We start from the raw sequence: 18,118 nt of genomic DNA, 5'->3' as shown, positions 1-18,118 counted from the left end.
TATGCATGATGAATTATTCAGCCGAGGTGAGCAGGCTCAGTATTCCCGGCATTTTTTGGTCAACGACTTCGGGGTCCAAGGCCAAGCCTGTCTCAAGGCCGGCAAGGTATTAGTAGTTGGGGCTGGCGGATTGGGCTGTCCCGCCCTGATGTATCTCGCGGCAGCAGGGGTCGGCCATATTGGTATTGTTGAGGACGACACGGTAGAGGTCAGCAACTTGCATCGCCAGTTATTGTTCGGGATCGATGACGTCGGGGAGGCCAAAGGCGCAGTAGCGCGGAAAAAACTGCTTGGCAACAATCCATATATCGATATTGAGCATTTTCATGGTCGTCTTGACGAAGATAATGTCATGGACTATGTGCAGCAATATGATGTTGTTCTGGACGGTACTGACAATTTTATTACAAAGTACCTTCTCAATGATGCGTGTTACCTCTTGGGGAAGCCTCTGGTATATGCGTCGATCAGTCAGTTTGAAGGCCAGACCGCTGTTTTCAATGTGACGAATACCGATGGTCGGCGATCAACCAATCTGCGGGATATTTTTCCCGAGCCGCCTCCCGCTGGGCTGTCCGAGAACTGTGGCGAGGCCGGTGTGCTTGGAGTGTTGCCGGGTATTATAGGTTCGCTGCAGGCCTTGCAGACGATAAGGATTCTAGTCGGACTGGGTGAGTCATTAGCAGACAAGATGACATTGTTTGATGCGCTGAGCTTGCAGATGCGCAATATTTTAATGCGTCATCGGGAGGCTAATCCTCTCAGTGGAAAGCAACCATCCATCTCCTCGCCCCGAGCTGTAACTGCTCGATGTGAGTTGGCTATCGGCTCAGAGTATTCAATTTCGGCTCATGAGTTAGAGCGGCGTTTGCGCTCAGGCGAACCGGTGCAGTTGATTGATGTACGGGACCATCACGAGCATTCAGCAATATCACTTGGCGGCATCAACATACCGTTGATTGATGGGCGTCTGCGTCTTTCACATCCGGTGGAAGCCATCGATACGGTTATTTACTGCAAAACTGGCGTGCGAAGTTTGAAGGCGTTGAATAAGATCATGGCTATTGTCGGGGAAGATCACTGCCGCAGTTTGACCGGGGGGCTGGACGGATACATCGCTGCCGGTTGCCGAGAACGCTTGAGTATGGCTGGACCGCACGATGAATAGTGTGTCTCTTAATGGGTTGGGTTGGGATTTCTATCGTACCCAGATTGCCGCCTTTTTGAACGCTATAGGCGCCCGCTGCGGACAGTTTGCCATTGCCTGGTGGGTGTTAGGCAAGACCGGGGATCCCGTTGCGTTCTCTACCTTTGTGGCCATCGCGACTTTGGCCGATGTGCTGTCGCGCGCACTGTTTGGCTGGCTGGGGGATCAATATCACCGGCAGCGTCTTCTTGCCTGCTGTTATGGCACCAGCGCGGCGATGACACTGATATTGGCCATGCTTAGTACCCTGGATGTCTACCAACCACTTTTGATTGGTCTGTGCCTAGCGGTTTCGGGCGTCAGCATTGGTATTCGTGATCCGCTGCAGATGAGCTTAACCTCATCCTTGGTGACACCTGAAAGACTCAGCGACGCAGTGCGGTTGAGAAGTATCGTTGGATCTTCTTCGGCTCTGATGGGGCCTCTTGCTGCAGGCATCCTACTTGGGCCCTTAGGTGTGCTTGGGACGCTTTGGCTCAACGTGTTGGCGGGGCTTGCAGCACTGTTTTCAGTTCTTTGGGTCAGGGTGCCAGCGAGAGCTTTGAGCCGCGATTTGCAGCAGGCGCCCTATCTAGTTCGGTGGTATCAGCGCACGCGGGAGGGGTTTTCAGCGCTCTATAAGGTCAAACCAGAATGGAGTCTTAGCGTGCTGGCGTTTATCGTGAACTTTTCACTGTATCCACTGTTTGCAGTGCTGTTTCCTATTTTGATCAATCGCTACTTTCCCAGTGACTTATGGCTGATTGCGGTCACTGAGGGAGCGTTTGCCGTGGGGTTGCTGACGGGAAGTTTGGCATGGGTCGTACGCGCCAACCGTCGTTGGGGTAGATCAAACGTAGTGTTCGCGGGTTTCCTGTTGGTGGGTTTGACAATATCTGGCTGTGGGGTATTTACACGTGTTTTTCACCTCCATCCATGGTGGTTCGCGAGTGTGACAGTTCCCCTGCTATTTATCGGTGGCATCGGCTTGGTGATGGTTACTGTCAACACGTCTACTGTGCGGATGTTGGCGACCCCGGATAATTTTAGAAACAGGATCGGATCAGCAACGTCATTTGTGTCCGGGATGATCATTCCTTTTGGTACTTTGTTCGGTGGAGCATTTGCCGCGATGTTTGGTGTGAGCTACGCGATGGTGCTCCTTGGTGTGATTATAATCCTGGCAACTATTCCATACATGTTCAGTGCGGAATTAGTACGTGTTCTTGCCATGAGCGATAGTCAGATAAAAAATGTCTATAAAGATTTTTACCCTGATGCGTTCCCGGATGGAAGGTGATAAGTAATGAAATCAATAGTAACTACAAGTATGATCGAAGATAGCGCGCCTATTGTTCCTATTACTTTTTGGGATGATTTTGTTAGGCTTTCATACAATAAATCACGGCCGGTGGTGATGCAACAAAGCACGTCAATAGGGCCGCTCTTTACTTTGGATGAAGTGTTTCAGCTGGCTAGAAATATTGTCGAGTCACGAGACATGACAGTCAATGCTGACGGGGAAATGCTCAAGCAACCGGCAGTGCCAGAATTTCCTGTTGACTTTGAAGGGTTCGAAGCCTTTGTCAGATGTTTTGCGGCGCAAAATAATGCTCATGGAATTACCTTCACCCGCGATTATTGTTTGAAACACTCCAGTACGGTGACTGCCAAGCTGCGAGCATTTGCTGACGGGTATACCAAGCGTTACGGCGTCCCTTATCCTGGGGCCAACGCAGTCTTTATCGGCGGTAGGTACAGCTCAACCTGGATTGGTTTGCATAACGACTCCTGTGACACGTTTCTATTTCCGGTATATGGCCGTAAGCGCATAATGATTTGGCCACCAGAGTATTTTGAAAGCATGGCGCTTGAGAGAAAAAGTGCGCTAAATGGTGTGTGTTTTGGGCACGTTGATGTTAGCTCCTATGCGGCCGATGCCTTTGTTTATGAGGTAGCTGCGGGTGAGATTTTTTTCATTCCGGCAGGGTGGTGGCATTACAACAAACTTGAAGAGCTTGAAACTACTTTGACGGTATCTGTCGGTATGTTTAGTCATGGCACTGCGAAGACTTTTTGTGAAAATCCGATCAAGGCCTCCATGGCCTCGGCGGCGGGTGACGCCCAGTTGGGCGCCATAAACCGTTTTCCTGGTACGGTATTTGGATCTTTGGCGGAAGTGCAATTACCACATGAGGTGGTGGAGCTTATCGAAGCGATCAAAAATAACAGCAAAATTCAGATGCTACTCAAGCTGTCCGCCAATGGCGTTATTCGAAACCGAAATTTTGTTCATCGCGCTACCTTACACTGGCCCAGCACACGAGTCAGGGGGCGACCAGACAGTCCTTTATATTTGCTGGCGCTGAGCTCTACGGAGGGGATACTCTTCGCAGGAGGCGGGATGATGCGCGTAGATAATTTTCAATCGACGCAGAGCTTAGTGATGCTGCTTCAGATCAACACATATGTAACGGTCGCGCGACTGTTATCCGACCTACCCAGCGATGAGAGCGTATTGGATGTAGTTCGGTGGTTGTATGCTCAGGCTGTCATTGACGTAACTGCTTGAGATTTTAGATGCCCCGTGGTCTGCTGGTAGCACCTATGGGGTAGCTACTTGAATATTGCATAGCAACAAGCGACTAGCCATGTGTATTATTCAATCGTTTATTAATAAATTTTGCTGCGCTGCTGTTGTTGATGTCTTGTATGATCGTTTCGATGCTTGATCTGAATTTTGCTGAATAATTCAACTTTAAATATACCCTTGCGCGACTGCATATGTAACCGCTTGGACTCGATTGCATGTGCCCAGTTTTTTTTGAACATTTCGTATGTGAAAATTTACTGTGTCTGCGGTAACGTCTAGGATACGGCCAATTTCTTCAGACGTCTTTCCATCGGCCACCCATCTTAGAATTTCTTTTTCTTTTTTCCTGAGGTCGATAATTGCGGGAGTTATAAGTGATTTATTAAGTTCGGATGCCCAGCTGTAGAAGGTTTCAGTAAAAGCCTTGATTGTCGGCTTTAAGTTTTGAAGCTCTGTATCGCTAATGGCTCTTTCGGTTCTAGACAAAGAAAGCAGGCCAACACAGGTTCCTACGTTGAAGGAAGGCTGTGTTATACCAATACTCATGTGATGTTTGTTTGCGTCTTTCCGCAACTGAGGGCAGTCTTTAAATAGATTTTCATCCCAGCGGAGAGTCTCGAATGAAGACCTGCAGTGACGTATTGTTGGGTCTACAGTCGCGTAGTTGTTTTTTTCATAGCAGTGTAACCACTGTGAAGAGAGGTTGCTTAGTATTTTAATTTTAGGGCGCGTAAATGGGACTGTGTCGCAGACCGAATACGCAAAGAAATCAAAGCCTAGTGCTTTGCAGAGTTTTATAGAAACTCCAACCAAATCGGTTGTGCTTTTAATTTGTGCGGTGTTCTGATCGAGTTGTTTTTTCCATGATAAATACAGCTCCATGTAAGTATTCCTCTATTTTTAAGCAGGGTTCCACTTTGATGTGTTTGTTGAGAGGCGTGATGCTGCTCGCGCTGATCTTGTTTTGAATGCTATCAGCGTTGATCAATGAGCGAAAAGCCCATCAAGCTGCTCTATCATGTCAGGCTATATGTTGTTTTTTGTAGGCAGAAACTTACAGGAAAATCTCGCAAGCGCCCTATTTGGCCGACTTGCGAACTTTTAGGTAGGTACGGTTGCTTCCCTTCTAGAGAGTAATCAAGGCGTGAGCAATTCGATAGACCACGGTATTGGTTTAAAGGACGATGGCTTATTTGCGGGCGGATATTTTTGAGTTATCGCTCGTAGAAGGGAGCGAAGGCTGGGAGTCTTGCGGTTTTGATTATTCGTCTCTAGGACGTTATTGAAAGGTGCGCCCCGGGGGGGGGGGGCGCACCTCATGTCCGGGATCGATCTGAGAACTTATTTGTCCCAAGGACGGTCGCCGTTCTCATCTTTGACGCGGGTCGCCAGACCCATCACATCGAGGGCTTTCAGGAACGCCCTGGCAGGCAGTTCTTCGACGTTGACCATGCGCTTCACGTCCCACTCGCCACGGGCGACGAGGAGGGCGGCGGCGACGGGTGGGACACCTGCGGTGTAGGAGATGCCTTGGCTGTCGGTTTCGGCGAAGGCTTCTTCGTGGTCGGCGACGTTGTAGATGAACACTTCGCGCGCTTTGCCGTCCTTGGTGCCTTTGACCAGGTCACCGATGCAGGTCTTGCCGGTGTAACCCGGTGCCAGCGAGGCAGGGTCTGGCAGCACGGCCTTGACCACTTTCAGCGGAACGATTTCGACGCCTTCAGCGGTTTTGACCGGCTGTTCGGACAACAGGCCGAGGTTTTTCAGGACGGTGAATACGTTGATGTAATGGGCGCCGAAGCTCATCCAGAAGCGCACGTTGGGCACGTCGAGATTTTTCGAAATCGAGTGCACTTCATCGTGGCCGGTGAGGTAAAGGTCTTGGGCGCCGACGACGGGCAGGTCGTCCGTGCGTTTGACTTCGAACATGGTGTTGCTGGTCCACTGGCTGTTCTGCCAGCTCCACACCTGTCCGGTGAATTCGCGGAAGTTGATTTCCGGGTCGAAGTTGGTGGCAAAGTATTTGCCATGTGAGCCAGCATTGACGTCGAGGATGTCGATCGAATCAATGCGGTCGAAATAGTCTTGCTGCGCCAGGGCTGCGTAGGCGTTGACCACGCCCGGGTCGAAGCCGATGCCGAGGATGGCGGTGATGTTTTTCTGTTGGCACTCTTCGAGGTGTTTCCACTCGTAGTTGCCGTACCAGGGCGGCGTTTCGCACACTTTGCCCGGCTCTTCGTGGATCGCGGTGTCCAGATAAGCCACGCCAGTGTCGATGCAGGCACGCAGGACAGACATGTTGAGGAACGAGGAACCAACGTTGATCACGATCTGTGATTCGGTTTCCAGAATCAGCGACTTGGTCGCTTCGATGTCCAGCGCATTCAGGGCGTAGGCCTTGATCTCCGCAGGCTGCTTGAGGCTGCCTTTGGCGTTGACGCTGTCGATGATGGCCTGGCACTTGGAGATGTTACGCGACGCGATAGCAATACGACCGAGTTCGTCGTTGTGCTGCGCGCACTTGTGGGCCACCACCTTGGCGACACCTCCCGCACCAATGATAAGAACGTTCTTCTTCAATTTATTTCTCTCTCCTTTCTGCCAGCGTTACGAGAGGCTGGACAGGTAGTCGTCAAAACCAAACTCACGAACCACCTCGACTGTACCGTCGAGTTGTTTCACTGCGATGGACGGCATTTTCAGGCCGTTGAACCAGTTCTTCTTGACCATGGTGTAGCCCGCGGCGTCCACGAAGGACAGCCGATCGCCGATGGTCAGCGGACGATCGAATTGGTATTCGCCAAAGATATCGCCGGCCAGGCAGGATTTACCGCACACCATGTAGGTGTGGTCGCCTTCGCTCGGGGCCAGCTTGGCGTCGAGGCGGTAGATCAGCAGATCGAGCATGTGCGCTTCGATGGAGCTGTCGACCACGGCCAGATTCTTGCCGTTGTAGAGGGTGTCGAGCACGGTCACTTCCAGAGAGGCGCTCTGGGTGATCGCCGCTTCGCCCGGTTCCAGGTACACCTGCACGCCGTATTTCTGCGAGAACGCTTTCAGGCGTGCGCAGAACGCGTCCAGCGGATAGCCTTCGCCGGTGAAATGAATACCGCCGCCGAGGCTGACCCATTCCACTTTGTGCAGCAGATGGCCGAAACGCTCTTCGATGGTCGACAGCATCTGGTCGAACAGGCCGAAGTCGCCGTTCTCGCAGTTGTTGTGGAACATGAAACCGGTGATCTGCTCGATGACTTTTTCGATTTTCTCCGGGTCCCATTCGCCCAGACGGCTGAACGGTCGCGCCGGGTCGGCGAGCAGGTAATCGGAGCTGCTGACTTGCGGGTTCACGCGCAGGCCGCGCACCTTCTCGGCGCAGGCGGAGGCGTGGCGCTCCAGCTGGCTGATGGAGTTGAAGATGATCTTGTCGCAGTTGGCGAGCATCTCTTCGATCTCGTCATCTGCCCAGGCGACGCTGTAGGCGTGTGTCTCGCCTTCGAACTTCTGACGGCCCAGCTTCAGCTCATAAAGAGAAGAAGAGGTGGTCCCGTCCATGTACTGCTGCATCAGGTCGAACACCGACCAGGTCGCGAAACACTTGAGTGCCAGCAGGGCTTTCGCACCGGATTGCTCGCGCATGTACGCGATCTTTTCCATGTTGCGCAGCAGCTTTTCTTTGTCGATGAGGTAGTACGGCGTTTTGATCATTTCGTGGCCTCCAGCAATGCCAGCCGAAAAAGGACGGGGATTGTGCCTTCACTCGAAAGGGATCGAAAGGGTGAAACCGTTTTTTTGCCGCTTTATGCGACGTTCGTGACCGAATTCCGGCTCTCTTGAAATATTTTGTGTTCAGTTGAGCCGTCATTAGCGTTCGGTCAGCTTTGCCGCACACTGCCGGATAACCATGACAATTGAGGCATGGGTCTCTGTCAAAGCGCAGAAAACTCTTTTAAGATTTGCGCTGAATACGTATGCAATTGGCCCTAAAACAAATCCTGCCGGAGACAAGACTGTGGCAAATGAATACGAAACCTTGGGCATGCCCTCCTTTCGACTGGACGGCAAAGTCGCCTTGATCACCGGCGCGGGTACCGGCATTGGCGCCGGGACCGCGCTGGCGTTCAGCGCTGCGGGTGCAGAGCTGGTCTTGGTGGCCCGGACCCAGAGCAATCTTGATCAGGTGGCTGAGGTCATCCGCGAACGGGGTGGGAAGGTCACGACGGTGGTGTGCGACGTCACCGACCGCGCCGCGATTCGCGCGGTGATCAACGCGCTTCCCAAGCTGGACATTCTGGTGAATAACGCCGGGACCAACTTCCCTGAGCCAATGCTCGACGTCACCGACGAGCACCTGGACACGGTAATTGATCTCAACGTCCGTGCCTGCTTCGTCACTGCCCAGGCCGCCGTGCGCAAGATGCTGGAAAACACCGGGCCGGACACCGGCGTGATCATCAACATCTCTTCGCAAATGGGCCATGTCGGTTCGCCGAACCGCACGGTGTATTGCATGACCAAGCATGCGGTGGAGGGGCTGACCAAGGCCATGGCCGTCGAGCTGGCGGACCGTGGCATTCGGGTCAACACCCTGTGCCCGACATTCGTGGACACGCCGATGGTGCGCAAGATCGTCGACACCCCCGAGAAGGAAGCGTTTCTGGTCTCGAAAATTCCCATGGGGCACATGGCGAAGATGGAAGACGTGATCGGCGCGGCGCTGTACCTCGCCGGCCCTTCGGCACGAATGGTCACCGGCACGTCCTTGAAAGTGGACGGCGGCTGGACAGCGCAATGACCGATGAGCCACCCCTCATTTGAAAGAGGGGTGGCGATAACCTCAGTCGCGCTCGAACGTCCGCCGCTGGGCACTGAACGCCATGAGCGCGCGATCACGCCACGCCCGTCGCGTTTCGAGCTGATCGTGTGCCAGGAACTCGCGGCGCTGGGCTTCGATGTTCGCGATCAGTTCAGGGCTCCATTCCCGTTCATGGGTACGCGAATCGGCGATGCCGCGATAGAGCGGTCCCAGTCGCTGCGCGTAATCCGCCACGCCGCCGACGGCGTTCAGGTCAATCGTTTCGAATGGGCCCATGAACGACCACCGCCAGCCGAGGCCGTCGCGCACCGTCTTGTCGATGTCTTCGCAACTCGCGACGCCATCCTCCACCAACGCCCAGGCTTCTCGCAGCAACACCGCTTGAAGGCGATTGAGTACAAAGCCGTCGACCTCCTTGCGCACGTGCACCACGCTCTGGCCCACGGCGTCCATCAGTGCGGCCGTGAACGCGACGACCTCGGGCGCGGTTTCCGGGGAGGGCACGATTTCCACCACGGGCACCAGGTACGGCGGGTTGACCGGGTGTGCAATGACCACCCTCGGCGTGATGTTCAAACCCAAGGCAAATGCTGAAGCAGGAATGCCTGACGTCGAGCTGCCGATGATCAGATCTGGTGCCGCCACAGCCTCCAGTTCGAGCATCAGGGCGCGTTTGACGTCGGTGCGTTCGAGGATCGATTCCTGCACGTAGATCGCGCCTTCAACGGCGTGGGCCAGGCTGTCGCAAACGGTCAGCCGCGCCAGGATCGCGTCGGCAGGCTCGCTCAACAGACCGTGGGCCGTGAGGTCGCCGATCTGCTGTTCGATCAATGGCCCGGCAGCGTTGGAAATCGCCGGGTTGGCGTCGTAGATCCGTACCGCCAATCCGGCCCGGGCGAAGACCAGTGCCCAGCCGGAACCGACCAGACCGGCCCCGACGATGGCGACGGGACGGCCTTGGGTCAGGGTTTCAAGTTCATGCTTCATTGTTCACCTTTGACAGCTGTTGGTCGCCCAGGCAGATCTCCGTGACCTGCAGGCCCTGAGGCGTCAGGCGGGACGGGTAGACATCCTTGAGGCGTTCTTCGTGGATCGGGATCAAGCGTTTGGGGTCCTGATCGACGACGTTGAGCATCGCGACGGTGGCCATCACCAGATTTTCCTGGCTCCCTGACGCCAGGCCCACCGGCGTAATCGCCAGCTCGCCGCGTACTTCGCCGTTGCCGATTTCAGCGTTTTTGAGGAAGTTGTCGTAGCTGTAGACCAGGTCACCGGCCAGCACGTAGGAGTCTTGGGATTCACGGGCCAGGTCGTTACGCACATGCACCCACATCGAGGCGAACGTATGGCTGTCGTAGGCGACGTGCAAGTCGATGCCTGGCAGGAAGTCGGCCATGTCGCCATCCACGCAGCGCAAGCGCCCGTCCTTGGCGAGGGTGACGGCGCGCAGCACGTCAGACGGATCGGTGGCGATCATCATCCAGTGCTGATGGCCTTGCGGGAGTGACATCACCCAGATCCACTTCGCCAGCTCTTTTTCCTGAATGTAGAAGGTCGCATTGGGGAAGGCGTCGGTGTTGCCAAGGTGGTCGAAGTGCGCGTGGGTGAGGATCACCGTGTCCACTTCCTCCGGCGTCACGCCGCATTGAGCGAGGACTTCAGTAGGCGAGTGCCAGTTGCCGACGCCGAATTTCTTTTCAAGGTAGGCGCCGTAATCCTTACTGTTGTAGCCGACGTCGATCATGATCGTGCGGCCATGGCCTTTGATCAGCACGTAGCAGTAGGGCAGTTTGCGCGTGCCCTGGTTGTGCGCGCCGAAGATGATACCGCTGACCGGATAAAGCTGCACGGCGCTGTATTCGAGCACCCAGATGGAATAAGCATTGCCTGGCATAAGTCACCTGTTGTTTTTATGGGGTGAACGGAAGAGGTTGCTCAGCGTTACTCAACGCTTGCAGCGGAATGCAGCAGGCGCAGCCGTCTGCGAAGTCCACGGTTTGAAGGCGGGTTTCCGGGTCGGCGGCGCACCGAAGCATCGAACATGCCGCTTCCAGCGCTTTGACCATGCGCGGGATTTCGTCGCGCAATTGATCGGGGCTGTTGACGGTTCGGCGCAGGGAGCGGGCGATGTCGTCTACGTGGGCGGCAGCCTTCGACAGATGCCGGTAGTGTTCGGTGGCCATGGCGGGTGGGCGAATCGTTAGCAGGCTGCAACGGCAATCCTCGATCTGCTCCAGCGGCGTGGACGCCAGGTTGTAATACGCTTCGAAGCAGCTTCGCGCCTGGCCCAGAATCAGCAGCCCGCCCAACTGGCCGATGATGCCGTTGAGCTGGTCGAAGTACGGGCGAATCTGCGCGCAGTAGGCCACCCATTCATCCAGCCGAACGCCGATGCCGATGGCGTCCGAGTTGCTGCGCTCGGCGTCTTTGTAGGCGTGTCGAGCGAGGCCGAAACGGGTCGAGTTGAGCGTCAATGTCATGTGTTCCCTCCCATGGCCCGAGCCCGAAGGCTCAGGCACGCGTGCGTTCACTGCGCGTCGAACGCCTTGGTTTTGGTCAGGTGATACAGCCCTTGAGGCGCGTCGCATTTGGCGCAGTTGATGCCCGGCTCATTGGCGGCGGCGCGGGCGGCGTCCTCAGGCAACGGCTGAATGGTCGCGCCCGGCGTGGGGACGCCGTCGGTGGCGGACTGCAAGGAAATTTCCGGCAGCAGCGTTTGATCGAACACTTCAGTCACGAACGAATCCGGCACTTTGCCTTCGGCCAGCGCGTTGCATTCGAGGGTGACCTTGTCCCCCTTGCACACGGTCACTTTGTCGGCAGGCACCCACGGCAGTGCGTATTCGATGTTGTGGACTTTCATCTCACGCTTGCCTTGCAGCTGCTCCATCATCAGCTTGAACGCGAGACCGGCTGCCGCCGGTGGCGAACCGGACGACACGCCGCGCAGCCCTTTGGCCTGATAGTCGGGATTGGCCAGGCCCAGGCGGAAGCCGTTGGAGTTTTCACCGGTCATCGGCACCAGCTTGTGGTTGGCCGCGAGCAGGGCCTTGAGCGCGCCGTTCTCGCCCGCCTGCGCCCAGATGCCTTCGACGTCAGGGTGCGCGGCGAGGGCCTTGGCGGTTTCCTGTTGGGTCGTGCGGTCGTCCCAATAGCCGTAATACTCGGCGACGATCTGAATGCCGGGGTATTTCTTGAACACGCTCATCGCGCCGTCGTAGTGACGCTTGTCCACCGAGTTGCCGGGCACGCCACGGCTCAGGAAAATCTTGCCTTTGCCATGCAGTTCGTTGACCAGTGCCTGAGCGGTGTTTTCGCCGAAACCGGCGGTGATGTAGCTGACGTTGTACGCGCACGGCTCGGTGACCGTGGCGTCATACATGTAGAAGAGGGTGCCTTTTTCACAGCCGCGTTTGACCGTTCGGTTCAACGCGGTGGGGGAGACCGGAAAGCTCACCACGCCATCGGCGCCCGCCGCGATCATGCTCTCGTAGGCCGAGATTTGCGCCTGCACGTCGGTGCCCGAAATCACCTCACGCAGCTCGACCATTTTGTCGTACGGCGGGGTCTTGGCCAGCGCCTTCACCAGGTTCGCCGCTTCGGATTGCCAAGCGTTGCCGCTGTAGCTGAGGCTCAGGTAAATAATGTAATGATCCTTCACCGCCGCGTTCGCCGTCAGCGGCATCGCCCCGAGCATCAACGGAGCGATCACCCCGGCTAGCAGCGCCGTCATTTTGCCGCGCAGCCGGGACACCTTGAATTCACGTGCTCTCTTCATTTTCATCCGCCTTTTGGTTGTTGTTAGCCGTTATGAAATTCGGTGAAGGTCGTTCAGGTCTTGCGTTTGGAGTGCCTCAGCGAGCGCAGCCAGTCCATTGCACCTTCGTGCTGGAGCAGAATGGCCAAGAGGATGATTGCCCCGGAAATGACCGTCCTCCAGCCTTGGGAAAAGCCGAGGCTGGAGATGATCATGTCCAGGATGGTGAGCAGCAGGGCACCGGCCAGGGTACCGATGAAACTGCCGCGACCGCCGCTGATGGACGATCCGCCGATCACCACGGCCGCCACGGAGGGCAATAGATACGGGTCACCCATGCGCAACGTCGCGCCGTTGGAGTACCCCACCAGCAGCATGCCGGTGATGCCTGCGAGCACGGCGCACAACGCGTACGTCATGACCGTGAGGCGCAAGGTGTGCAGCCCGGCGAAACGTGCGGCGGTCGGGTTGGAGCCAAGCGCGTAAAGCCGGGTGCCAAAGCGGGTGCGCGATTGCACGATGAAAGCGATCACGGCGCCGACGACCGTGAACAGTACGATCACCGGAATCCCCGCCACACGACCGCTCATGAGCCAGGTGAACGCCTTGGGCGATACACCGTTGGGCGAGCCGCCCGTGGCGCCGAGGCAGAGGCTGTAAACGATGATGCCCATCGCCAGGGTCATGATGAACGCCGGGACCTTGAACACGCCGATGCCCAGCCCGTTGACGACCCCGACCACCGCACAGACGCCCAGCACCGCGCAGGTTTTGAGTACACCGCCGTCAGCACCGACCCACACCGCCGTCAGAATGCCGCCCAAGGTGATGACCGAAGGAATGGACAAATCGAGCCCGCCAATCAGCACCACCAGGCCTTGTCCAAAGGCAACCACCACCAGAAACGAGCAGAGGATCAGGATCGTCTCCAGTTGCTGATAACCGCCTGCGTTGGGGTTGATCCATTTCGCGGCCAGCAGTGCCAGCACGCACAGCATGAAAACGCCGACGATGTTCAGGGTTTCACGGGAGACCCGCGAGGACTTGCGATGGTCGGTGGCGACGTCGTTCACGGGGGCTGCCTGTCGGGTATCAGTCGATTCGATTCGTGCGCTCGTCATGTCAGGCCCTCCGTTGGTTGAACCATTCGCCGGCGTTCATCAGGCTGACCGCGACGATCATGACGATGCCCTGCAGCAGGCCGATGTAGAACGATTGCACACCGATGGAGAACAGCAGTTTCTGCAACAACATCAAGCTCGCTGCGCCGATGATGCTGCCGGTGAGCCCGCCCATGCCGCCGCGAAACGACGTGCCGCCCAACGCGATGGCGGCGAAGGTCAGGAGCAACAGCGTGTTGCCTGCATTCGGGTTGCCGGTGGCGGTTTGCGCGGACAGCATGTAGCCGCTCAGGCCATAGAGGGCGCCTGCGATGACAAAGGCCAGACAGCGCGTACGTTGCACCTGAATGCCGGACAACGCGGCGGCGTGTTCATCCTGGCCGACCGCGTACAGTGCGACGCCGAAATTGGTCTTGCGTAACAGGGCCCACAGTGCGACGACGGCCAGCAGCACCAGCCCGGACACCGGAATGCCGCCCACGGTGTCGGTCAGCGTTTCGCTCAGCCATTCCGCGACCGAGCCACCGGGTGCGTCGAGAATCACCAGCGCCAGACCGCCGGTCATGATCATCGTCGCCAACGTCACGGCGATGGACTGAAAGCGGCCGTAGGCGACCAGCACACCGTTCACTAAACCGACCAACGCGCCGATGCCAAGGGCGATTCCGAGGCTGACCAACGCGCCCGTCGCGTCTTCCAGCGGGTAGCTCGCCAGAATCACATTGACCAGCGAGATCACCCCCGCGACCGACAGATCGAACCCCTTCAGCAGCACGATCAGCGTGCCCCCCGCGGCGGCAATCGCAAGCGGCGAGGCGTTGTTCACCAGATCGCTGAACGCGGACACACTCAATGCGCTGCGCTCCACGCTGGCGTAGGCCACGAACAGCACGACATACAGCAGCGCCGCCGTGCCAGCGCCGCTTTTGGAAAAACGTTTGAGGCGGGAAGACAGTGTGCTCATGCCGCTTCTCCTTCGCCGTGTCGGCGGTGCCCTGTCGCGGCGGCGACCAGACGGGTCTCCTCAATGGCCTCGCCTTCGAGTTCGGCCGCGATCCGGCCCTCGTAGATCACCAGACAGCGATCACTCAAGCGCACCAGCTCGGCCAGTTCGGAAGAGTAAAGAAGCACCGCGCCGCCTTTGCGCGCGAAATCTTCGATGGCCAGATAAAGGGCCTGTTTGGTGCCGACATCGACGCCCCTTGTCGGGTCGAACAGCAGCAGCGTGTTGGCCCCGGTCAGCAGCACCCGTCCCAGCAGGGCTTTCTGCTGATTGCCACCGGACAGCTCGTTGATGCGGAAATCCAGATAGCGCTCTTGAAGATCGACCTGACTGGCCACGCGGGTCGCCAGTTGACGTTCGCTTTTGCGCGACACCAGCCCCATCCAACCGATGCGATCCAGCGCCGACACCGCCATGTTGGAGCGCACGGCCAGGTCGGCAAAGATGCCTTGGGTCTTGCGCTCTTCGGGCAACAGCGCGACCTGGATGCCCGCCGCGAGGGCGGCGGATGGGGAATTAATCGACGCGGGCTTGCCGTCGACCTTGATCTCTCCTGCGCGCTTGGGAATCAACCCGTACAGGGCGTGAAACAGATCGCATTGGCCTTGGCCGTCGAGACCGGCCACGCCGACGATTTGGCCGGGATAGAGTTTGAGATTGAGGTGCTTGACCATCCCGGCATCCAGCCCGGCGACCTCAAGCCTCGGCCTCTGCCGTGAAGCTTCTGACGCGCTCAGGCTGGCGTTCCTGGCCGTGGCGGCCATGCGCTGGCCGACCATCATTTCGAATATCTTCGCGTCGTCGGTGTGTTCAAGGTCGGTGGTGCCAATGCTGCACCCGCTGCGCAACACCGTGGCCCGGCTGCACAACTGGCGAATTTCGTTGAGGCGGTGCGAGATATACAAGACGGCGGTGCCCTTGGCGGTTTCCTTGCGGATCAGGTCGAACAGCCAGTCGGTGGAGGGCAGCACGGCGGTCGGTTCGTCGAGGATCAGCAGGGAAGGGCGGTGACTCAGGGCTCTGACGATCTCCAGCCGCTGTCGATCGGCCAGGGACAATTCGCTGACCAGCAGGGTCGGGTCCAGCTCGCCAAGCCCGAACGCGGTCAATGTGTCGAGGGCCGCCTGGGTGTTTCGTGACCTGGAGTTCAAACCCGCCCAACCTTTGCTCTGCTTGGGCAAGGCGAGGTTTTCTGCGACGGTCAGGTTGGAGAGCAGGCTGAGTTCCTGAAAGGCCGTGGTCACGCCGTTGGCGCGGGCCTGCAGAATGGAGCGGGGCGCGTAGGGGCGGGCGTCGAACTGCATCGTCCCCTGGTTCGGCGTCACGACGCCGGTGAGTATCTTCACCAGCGTGGACTTGCCCGCGCCGTTTTCGCCGAGCAGCGCGTGCACCTCGCCCGGATAGATCTGAAAACTGACGCCGCCAAGGGCGTGGGTCGGTCCGTAAGACTTGCACAGGCCTTCGACCTGCAATATCGGATTCTGAGGGTGTTCGGACGCCTGCATCGCCATCACCTGCTGTTTTTTTTATTGTTCTATCCGGACAGCGCCCGACCGCTGAAGTCAGCGGGTTTGCGCTGTGGTGGTCTGCGTCGCAATCCGGATTGCAAGGGGTTTGCATACGCATGCATCGGAGTCTAGGAGCAACCTCTCGGAGTGGTCAAGAATATTCGGACGCATTGGCGGTCGATCAGCGTTCAGGGTTCCTGACAAGGGTTTCACTGGGCAACTGCCATCGTGCTGCGCCATCATTTGGTCATCGTTCAAGCGACAAAATGTCGCAATTGCGTCGAGACGAGTAAGATAGGCACCCTGATTTTTCATCTCCCCCCATTTTTTCGGACGAAACCTGCGTCGAGCGTCGTGAAAAACCGACCTCCGGGGTTTCCTTTCGAGCCCGTATTGACAGAGCAAATAGAGAAAAGGCGATTACTGATGACCAAGACCTCGCGACCTTTGTATATCTCCTACGCTGGCCCGTCGTTGCTGGAGATGCCACTCCTCAACAAGGGCAGCGCGTTCACGCCGCAAGAACGTGTGGATTTCAACCTCATCGGCCTGCTGCCGCAAAACGTTGAAACCATCGAAGAACAGTCGACCCGCGCCTACAGCCAATACCAGCAGTGCGCGAGCGATCTCGACAAGCACATCTACCTGCGGTCGATCCAGGACAACAACGAAACCCTGTTCTTCCGGCTGCTGGACTCGCATCTGGAAGAGATGCTGCCAATCATCTACACCCCGACCGTGGGTCAGGCGTGTCAGGAATTCTCCAAGATTTACCGCACTCACCGCGGTCTGTTCATTTCCTACCCGGATCGCGACCGCATCGACGACATCCTGCGCAGCGCGACGAAAGATCGCATCAAGATCATCGTGGTCACCGACAGCGAGCGAATTCTCGGCCTGGGTGACCAGGGCATCGGCGGCATGGGCATCCCGATTGGCAAGCTTTCGCTTTACACCGCGTGTGGCGGCGTCAGCCCGGCGTACACCCTGCCGATCGTGCTGGACGTGGGCACCAACAATCAGGAACTGCTGGACGACCCGATGTACATGGGCTGGCGCAACAAGCGCGTGACCGGCAAAGAATACGAAGACTTCATCGCGCTGTTCATCGAAGCCGTCCAGCGTCGCTGGCCTGACGTGCTGTTGCAGTTCGAAGACTTCGCCCAGACCAACGCCATGCCGTTGCTGGAGAAATACCGCGACGAGCTGTGCTGCTTCAACGACGACATTCAGGGCACCGCCTCCGTCGCCGTGGGTACGCTGCTCGCGGCGTGCAAGGCCAAGAGCGAAACCCTGGGCCAACAGCGCGTGGTGTTCCTGGGTGCTGGTTCCGCGGGTTGCGGCATCGCCGAGCACATCATCGCGGCCATGGTCATCGAAGGCCTGAGCGAAGCCGAAGCGCGCAAGCGCGTGATGATGGTTGACCGTTTCGGCTTGCTGACTGACAGCATGGACAACCTGCTGGACTTCCAGAAAAACCTCGCGCAAAAAGCAGGTGATGTGACGGGCTGGTCGAGTGGTTCGGGCTACCCAGAGCTGCTGGACGTGGTCACCAACGGCAAGCCGACCGTGCTGATCGGCGTGTCGGGCCAGCGTGGCCTGTTCACCGAGCAGATCATCCGCGAAATGCACAAACACTGCGCCAAGCCGCTGGTGATGCCGCTGTCGAACCCGACCTCGAAAGTGGAAGTCACACCGCAGGAAGTCCTGACCTGGACCAACGGCGACGCACTGGTCGCAACCGGCAGTCCGTTTGCGCCTGTGACCGTAGGCGATCGCACGTTCCACATCGCGCAGTGCAACAACTCCTACATCTTCCCGGGCATCGGCCTGGGCGTCATCGCGGCCAAAGCCACGCGCATCACCGACAAAATGCTCATGGCGGCCTCCAACGCGCTGGCTGAATGCTCGCCGATGGTCACCGGCAAAGGCGACGCGGTCCTGCCGCCGTTGAAGGAAATCCAGTCCGTCAGCAAGAAAATCGCCTTGGCCGTGGCCAAACAGGCACAAGCCGAAAACGTCGCGCTGGAAACCACCGAAGAGATGCTGGTGGACGCCATCGAACGTAACTTCTGGATGCCGAACTACCGTAGCTATCGTCGTAGCGCGGTGTAAGCGAGGCATGCCTCGCTGGAGA

Annotated in this window: 15 protein-coding genes; 5 read left to right on the top strand and 10 right to left on the bottom strand. The window is 57.5% G+C overall.

The annotated features are described in order from the left end of the window. The first annotated feature begins 1 nt into the window (after window position 1). Genes ACWKWE_RS07720 through ACWKWE_RS07710 form a run of 3 tightly spaced genes read left to right on the top strand, consistent with a single transcriptional unit; the run spans window position 2 to window position 3,758 of the window. The gene (locus ACWKWE_RS07720; protein WP_483850177.1) at window positions 2-1,168 is read left to right on the top strand and encodes a ThiF family adenylyltransferase; all 1,167 of its coding nucleotides are present in this window, start codon (window positions 2-4) and stop codon (window positions 1,166-1,168) included. Beyond that, window positions 1,161-2,486: an MFS transporter gene (locus ACWKWE_RS07715; protein ID WP_483850176.1), complete on the top strand. Its 1,326-nt coding sequence runs from the start codon at window positions 1,161-1,163 to the stop codon at window positions 2,484-2,486. The genes ACWKWE_RS07720 and ACWKWE_RS07715 overlap by 8 nt, the downstream gene beginning before the upstream one ends. Window positions 2,487-2,492: 6 nt before the next feature. Beyond that, window positions 2,493-3,758: a cupin-like domain-containing protein gene (locus ACWKWE_RS07710; RefSeq protein WP_483850175.1), complete on the top strand. Its 1,266-nt coding sequence runs from the start codon at window positions 2,493-2,495 to the stop codon at window positions 3,756-3,758. 186 nt (window positions 3,759-3,944) lie between these two features. Here ACWKWE_RS07710 and ACWKWE_RS07705 read toward each other — a convergent pair whose 3' ends face one another. From ACWKWE_RS07705 to ACWKWE_RS07695, 3 genes are all read right to left on the bottom strand, one after another. Further along, on the bottom strand, window positions 3,945-4,661 hold the full coding sequence (locus ACWKWE_RS07705) for an autoinducer binding domain-containing protein (RefSeq protein WP_483850174.1): 717 nt from the start codon (window positions 4,659-4,661) through the stop codon (window positions 3,945-3,947). A 459-nt stretch (window positions 4,662-5,120) separates the two neighbouring features. Further along, window positions 5,121-6,359, bottom strand: coding sequence for a saccharopine dehydrogenase family protein (locus ACWKWE_RS07700; RefSeq protein WP_483850173.1), 1,239 nt, complete (start codon window positions 6,357-6,359; stop codon window positions 5,121-5,123). 27 nt (window positions 6,360-6,386) lie between these two features. Further along, window positions 6,387-7,484 carry a carboxynorspermidine decarboxylase gene (locus ACWKWE_RS07695; RefSeq protein ID WP_483850172.1) on the bottom strand — a complete coding sequence of 366 codons (1,098 nt, stop codon included), beginning with the start codon at window positions 7,482-7,484 and terminating at the stop codon, window positions 6,387-6,389. Window positions 7,485-7,788: 304 nt separating this feature from the next. On the opposite strand from ACWKWE_RS07695, the gene ACWKWE_RS07690 reads away from it, so the two are divergent. After that, on the top strand, window positions 7,789-8,571 hold the full coding sequence (locus tag ACWKWE_RS07690) for an SDR family NAD(P)-dependent oxidoreductase (RefSeq protein WP_483850171.1): 783 nt from the start codon (window positions 7,789-7,791) through the stop codon (window positions 8,569-8,571). 42 nt (window positions 8,572-8,613) lie between these two features. Here the strand turns inward: ACWKWE_RS07690 and ACWKWE_RS07685 are convergent, their stop codons facing one another. Genes ACWKWE_RS07685 through ACWKWE_RS07655 form a run of 7 tightly spaced genes read right to left on the bottom strand, consistent with a single transcriptional unit; the run spans window position 8,614 to window position 15,978 of the window. After that, window positions 8,614-9,579 (bottom strand): 3-hydroxyacyl-CoA dehydrogenase, encoded by a 966-nt coding sequence (locus tag ACWKWE_RS07685; RefSeq protein ID WP_483850170.1) that lies wholly within the window; start codon window positions 9,577-9,579, stop codon window positions 8,614-8,616. Beyond that, a complete protein-coding gene (locus ACWKWE_RS07680) occupies window positions 9,569-10,486 on the bottom strand; it encodes an N-acyl homoserine lactonase family protein (RefSeq protein WP_483850169.1) in 918 nt (305 codons plus the stop codon). Before ACWKWE_RS07680 ends, ACWKWE_RS07685 begins: the two co-directional genes overlap by 11 nt. 16 nt (window positions 10,487-10,502) lie before the next feature. After that, window positions 10,503-11,072 (bottom strand): hypothetical protein, encoded by a 570-nt coding sequence (locus tag ACWKWE_RS07675; RefSeq protein WP_166596365.1) that lies wholly within the window; start codon window positions 11,070-11,072, stop codon window positions 10,503-10,505. 47 nt (window positions 11,073-11,119) lie between these two features. After that, window positions 11,120-12,370: a sugar ABC transporter substrate-binding protein gene (locus ACWKWE_RS07670; protein ID WP_483850168.1), complete on the bottom strand. Its 1,251-nt coding sequence runs from the start codon at window positions 12,368-12,370 to the stop codon at window positions 11,120-11,122. Window positions 12,371-12,423: 53 nt separating this feature from the next. After that, a complete protein-coding gene (locus ACWKWE_RS07665; protein ID WP_483850167.1) occupies window positions 12,424-13,470 on the bottom strand; it encodes an ABC transporter permease in 1,047 nt (348 codons plus the stop codon). Between the two features lies 1 nt (window position 13,471). After that, window positions 13,472-14,434 (bottom strand): ABC transporter permease, encoded by a 963-nt coding sequence (locus ACWKWE_RS07660; protein ID WP_166597539.1) that lies wholly within the window; start codon window positions 14,432-14,434, stop codon window positions 13,472-13,474. Continuing rightward, a complete protein-coding gene (locus tag ACWKWE_RS07655) occupies window positions 14,431-15,978 on the bottom strand; it encodes a sugar ABC transporter ATP-binding protein (protein ID WP_483850166.1) in 1,548 nt (515 codons plus the stop codon). The genes ACWKWE_RS07660 and ACWKWE_RS07655 overlap by 4 nt, the downstream gene beginning before the upstream one ends. A gap of 429 nt (window positions 15,979-16,407) precedes the next feature. Between ACWKWE_RS07655 and ACWKWE_RS07650 the strand changes: the two genes are divergently transcribed. After that, window positions 16,408-18,096: an NAD-dependent malic enzyme gene (locus ACWKWE_RS07650; protein WP_483850165.1), complete on the top strand. Its 1,689-nt coding sequence runs from the start codon at window positions 16,408-16,410 to the stop codon at window positions 18,094-18,096. Window positions 18,097-18,118: the final 22 nt, after the last annotated feature.

The organism is Pseudomonas salicis (genome assembly GCF_057128705.1).
This window is presented reverse-complemented; position numbering and strand designations above follow the sequence as displayed.

Bases quoted from the DNA above. Each gene is read 5' to 3' on its own strand.
- ACWKWE_RS07720 (WP_483850177.1), top strand. From the start codon at position 2: ATGCATGATGAATTATTCAGCCGAGGTGAGCAGGCTCAGTATTCCCGG.
- ACWKWE_RS07715 (WP_483850176.1), top strand. From the start codon at position 1,161: ATGAATAGTGTGTCTCTTAATGGGTTGGGTTGGGATTTCTATCGTACC.
- ACWKWE_RS07710 (WP_483850175.1), top strand. From the start codon at position 2,493: ATGAAATCAATAGTAACTACAAGTATGATCGAAGATAGCGCGCCTATT.
- ACWKWE_RS07705 (WP_483850174.1), bottom strand. From the start codon at position 4,661: ATGGAGCTGTATTTATCATGGAAAAAACAACTCGATCAGAACACCGCA.
- ACWKWE_RS07695 (WP_483850172.1), bottom strand. From the start codon at position 7,484: ATGATCAAAACGCCGTACTACCTCATCGACAAAGAAAAGCTGCTGCGC.
- ACWKWE_RS07685 (WP_483850170.1), bottom strand. From the start codon at position 9,579: ATGAAGCATGAACTTGAAACCCTGACCCAAGGCCGTCCCGTCGCCATC.
- ACWKWE_RS07680 (WP_483850169.1), bottom strand. From the start codon at position 10,486: ATGCCAGGCAATGCTTATTCCATCTGGGTGCTCGAATACAGCGCCGTG.
- ACWKWE_RS07675 (WP_166596365.1), bottom strand. From the start codon at position 11,072: ATGACATTGACGCTCAACTCGACCCGTTTCGGCCTCGCTCGACACGCC.
- ACWKWE_RS07670 (WP_483850168.1), bottom strand. From the start codon at position 12,370: ATGAAGAGAGCACGTGAATTCAAGGTGTCCCGGCTGCGCGGCAAAATG.
- ACWKWE_RS07665 (WP_483850167.1), bottom strand. From the start codon at position 13,470: ATGACGAGCGCACGAATCGAATCGACTGATACCCGACAGGCAGCCCCC.
- ACWKWE_RS07660 (WP_166597539.1), bottom strand. From the start codon at position 14,434: ATGAGCACACTGTCTTCCCGCCTCAAACGTTTTTCCAAAAGCGGCGCT.
- ACWKWE_RS07655 (WP_483850166.1), bottom strand. From the start codon at position 15,978: ATGCAGGCGTCCGAACACCCTCAGAATCCGATATTGCAGGTCGAAGGC.
- ACWKWE_RS07650 (WP_483850165.1), top strand. From the start codon at position 16,408: ATGACCAAGACCTCGCGACCTTTGTATATCTCCTACGCTGGCCCGTCG.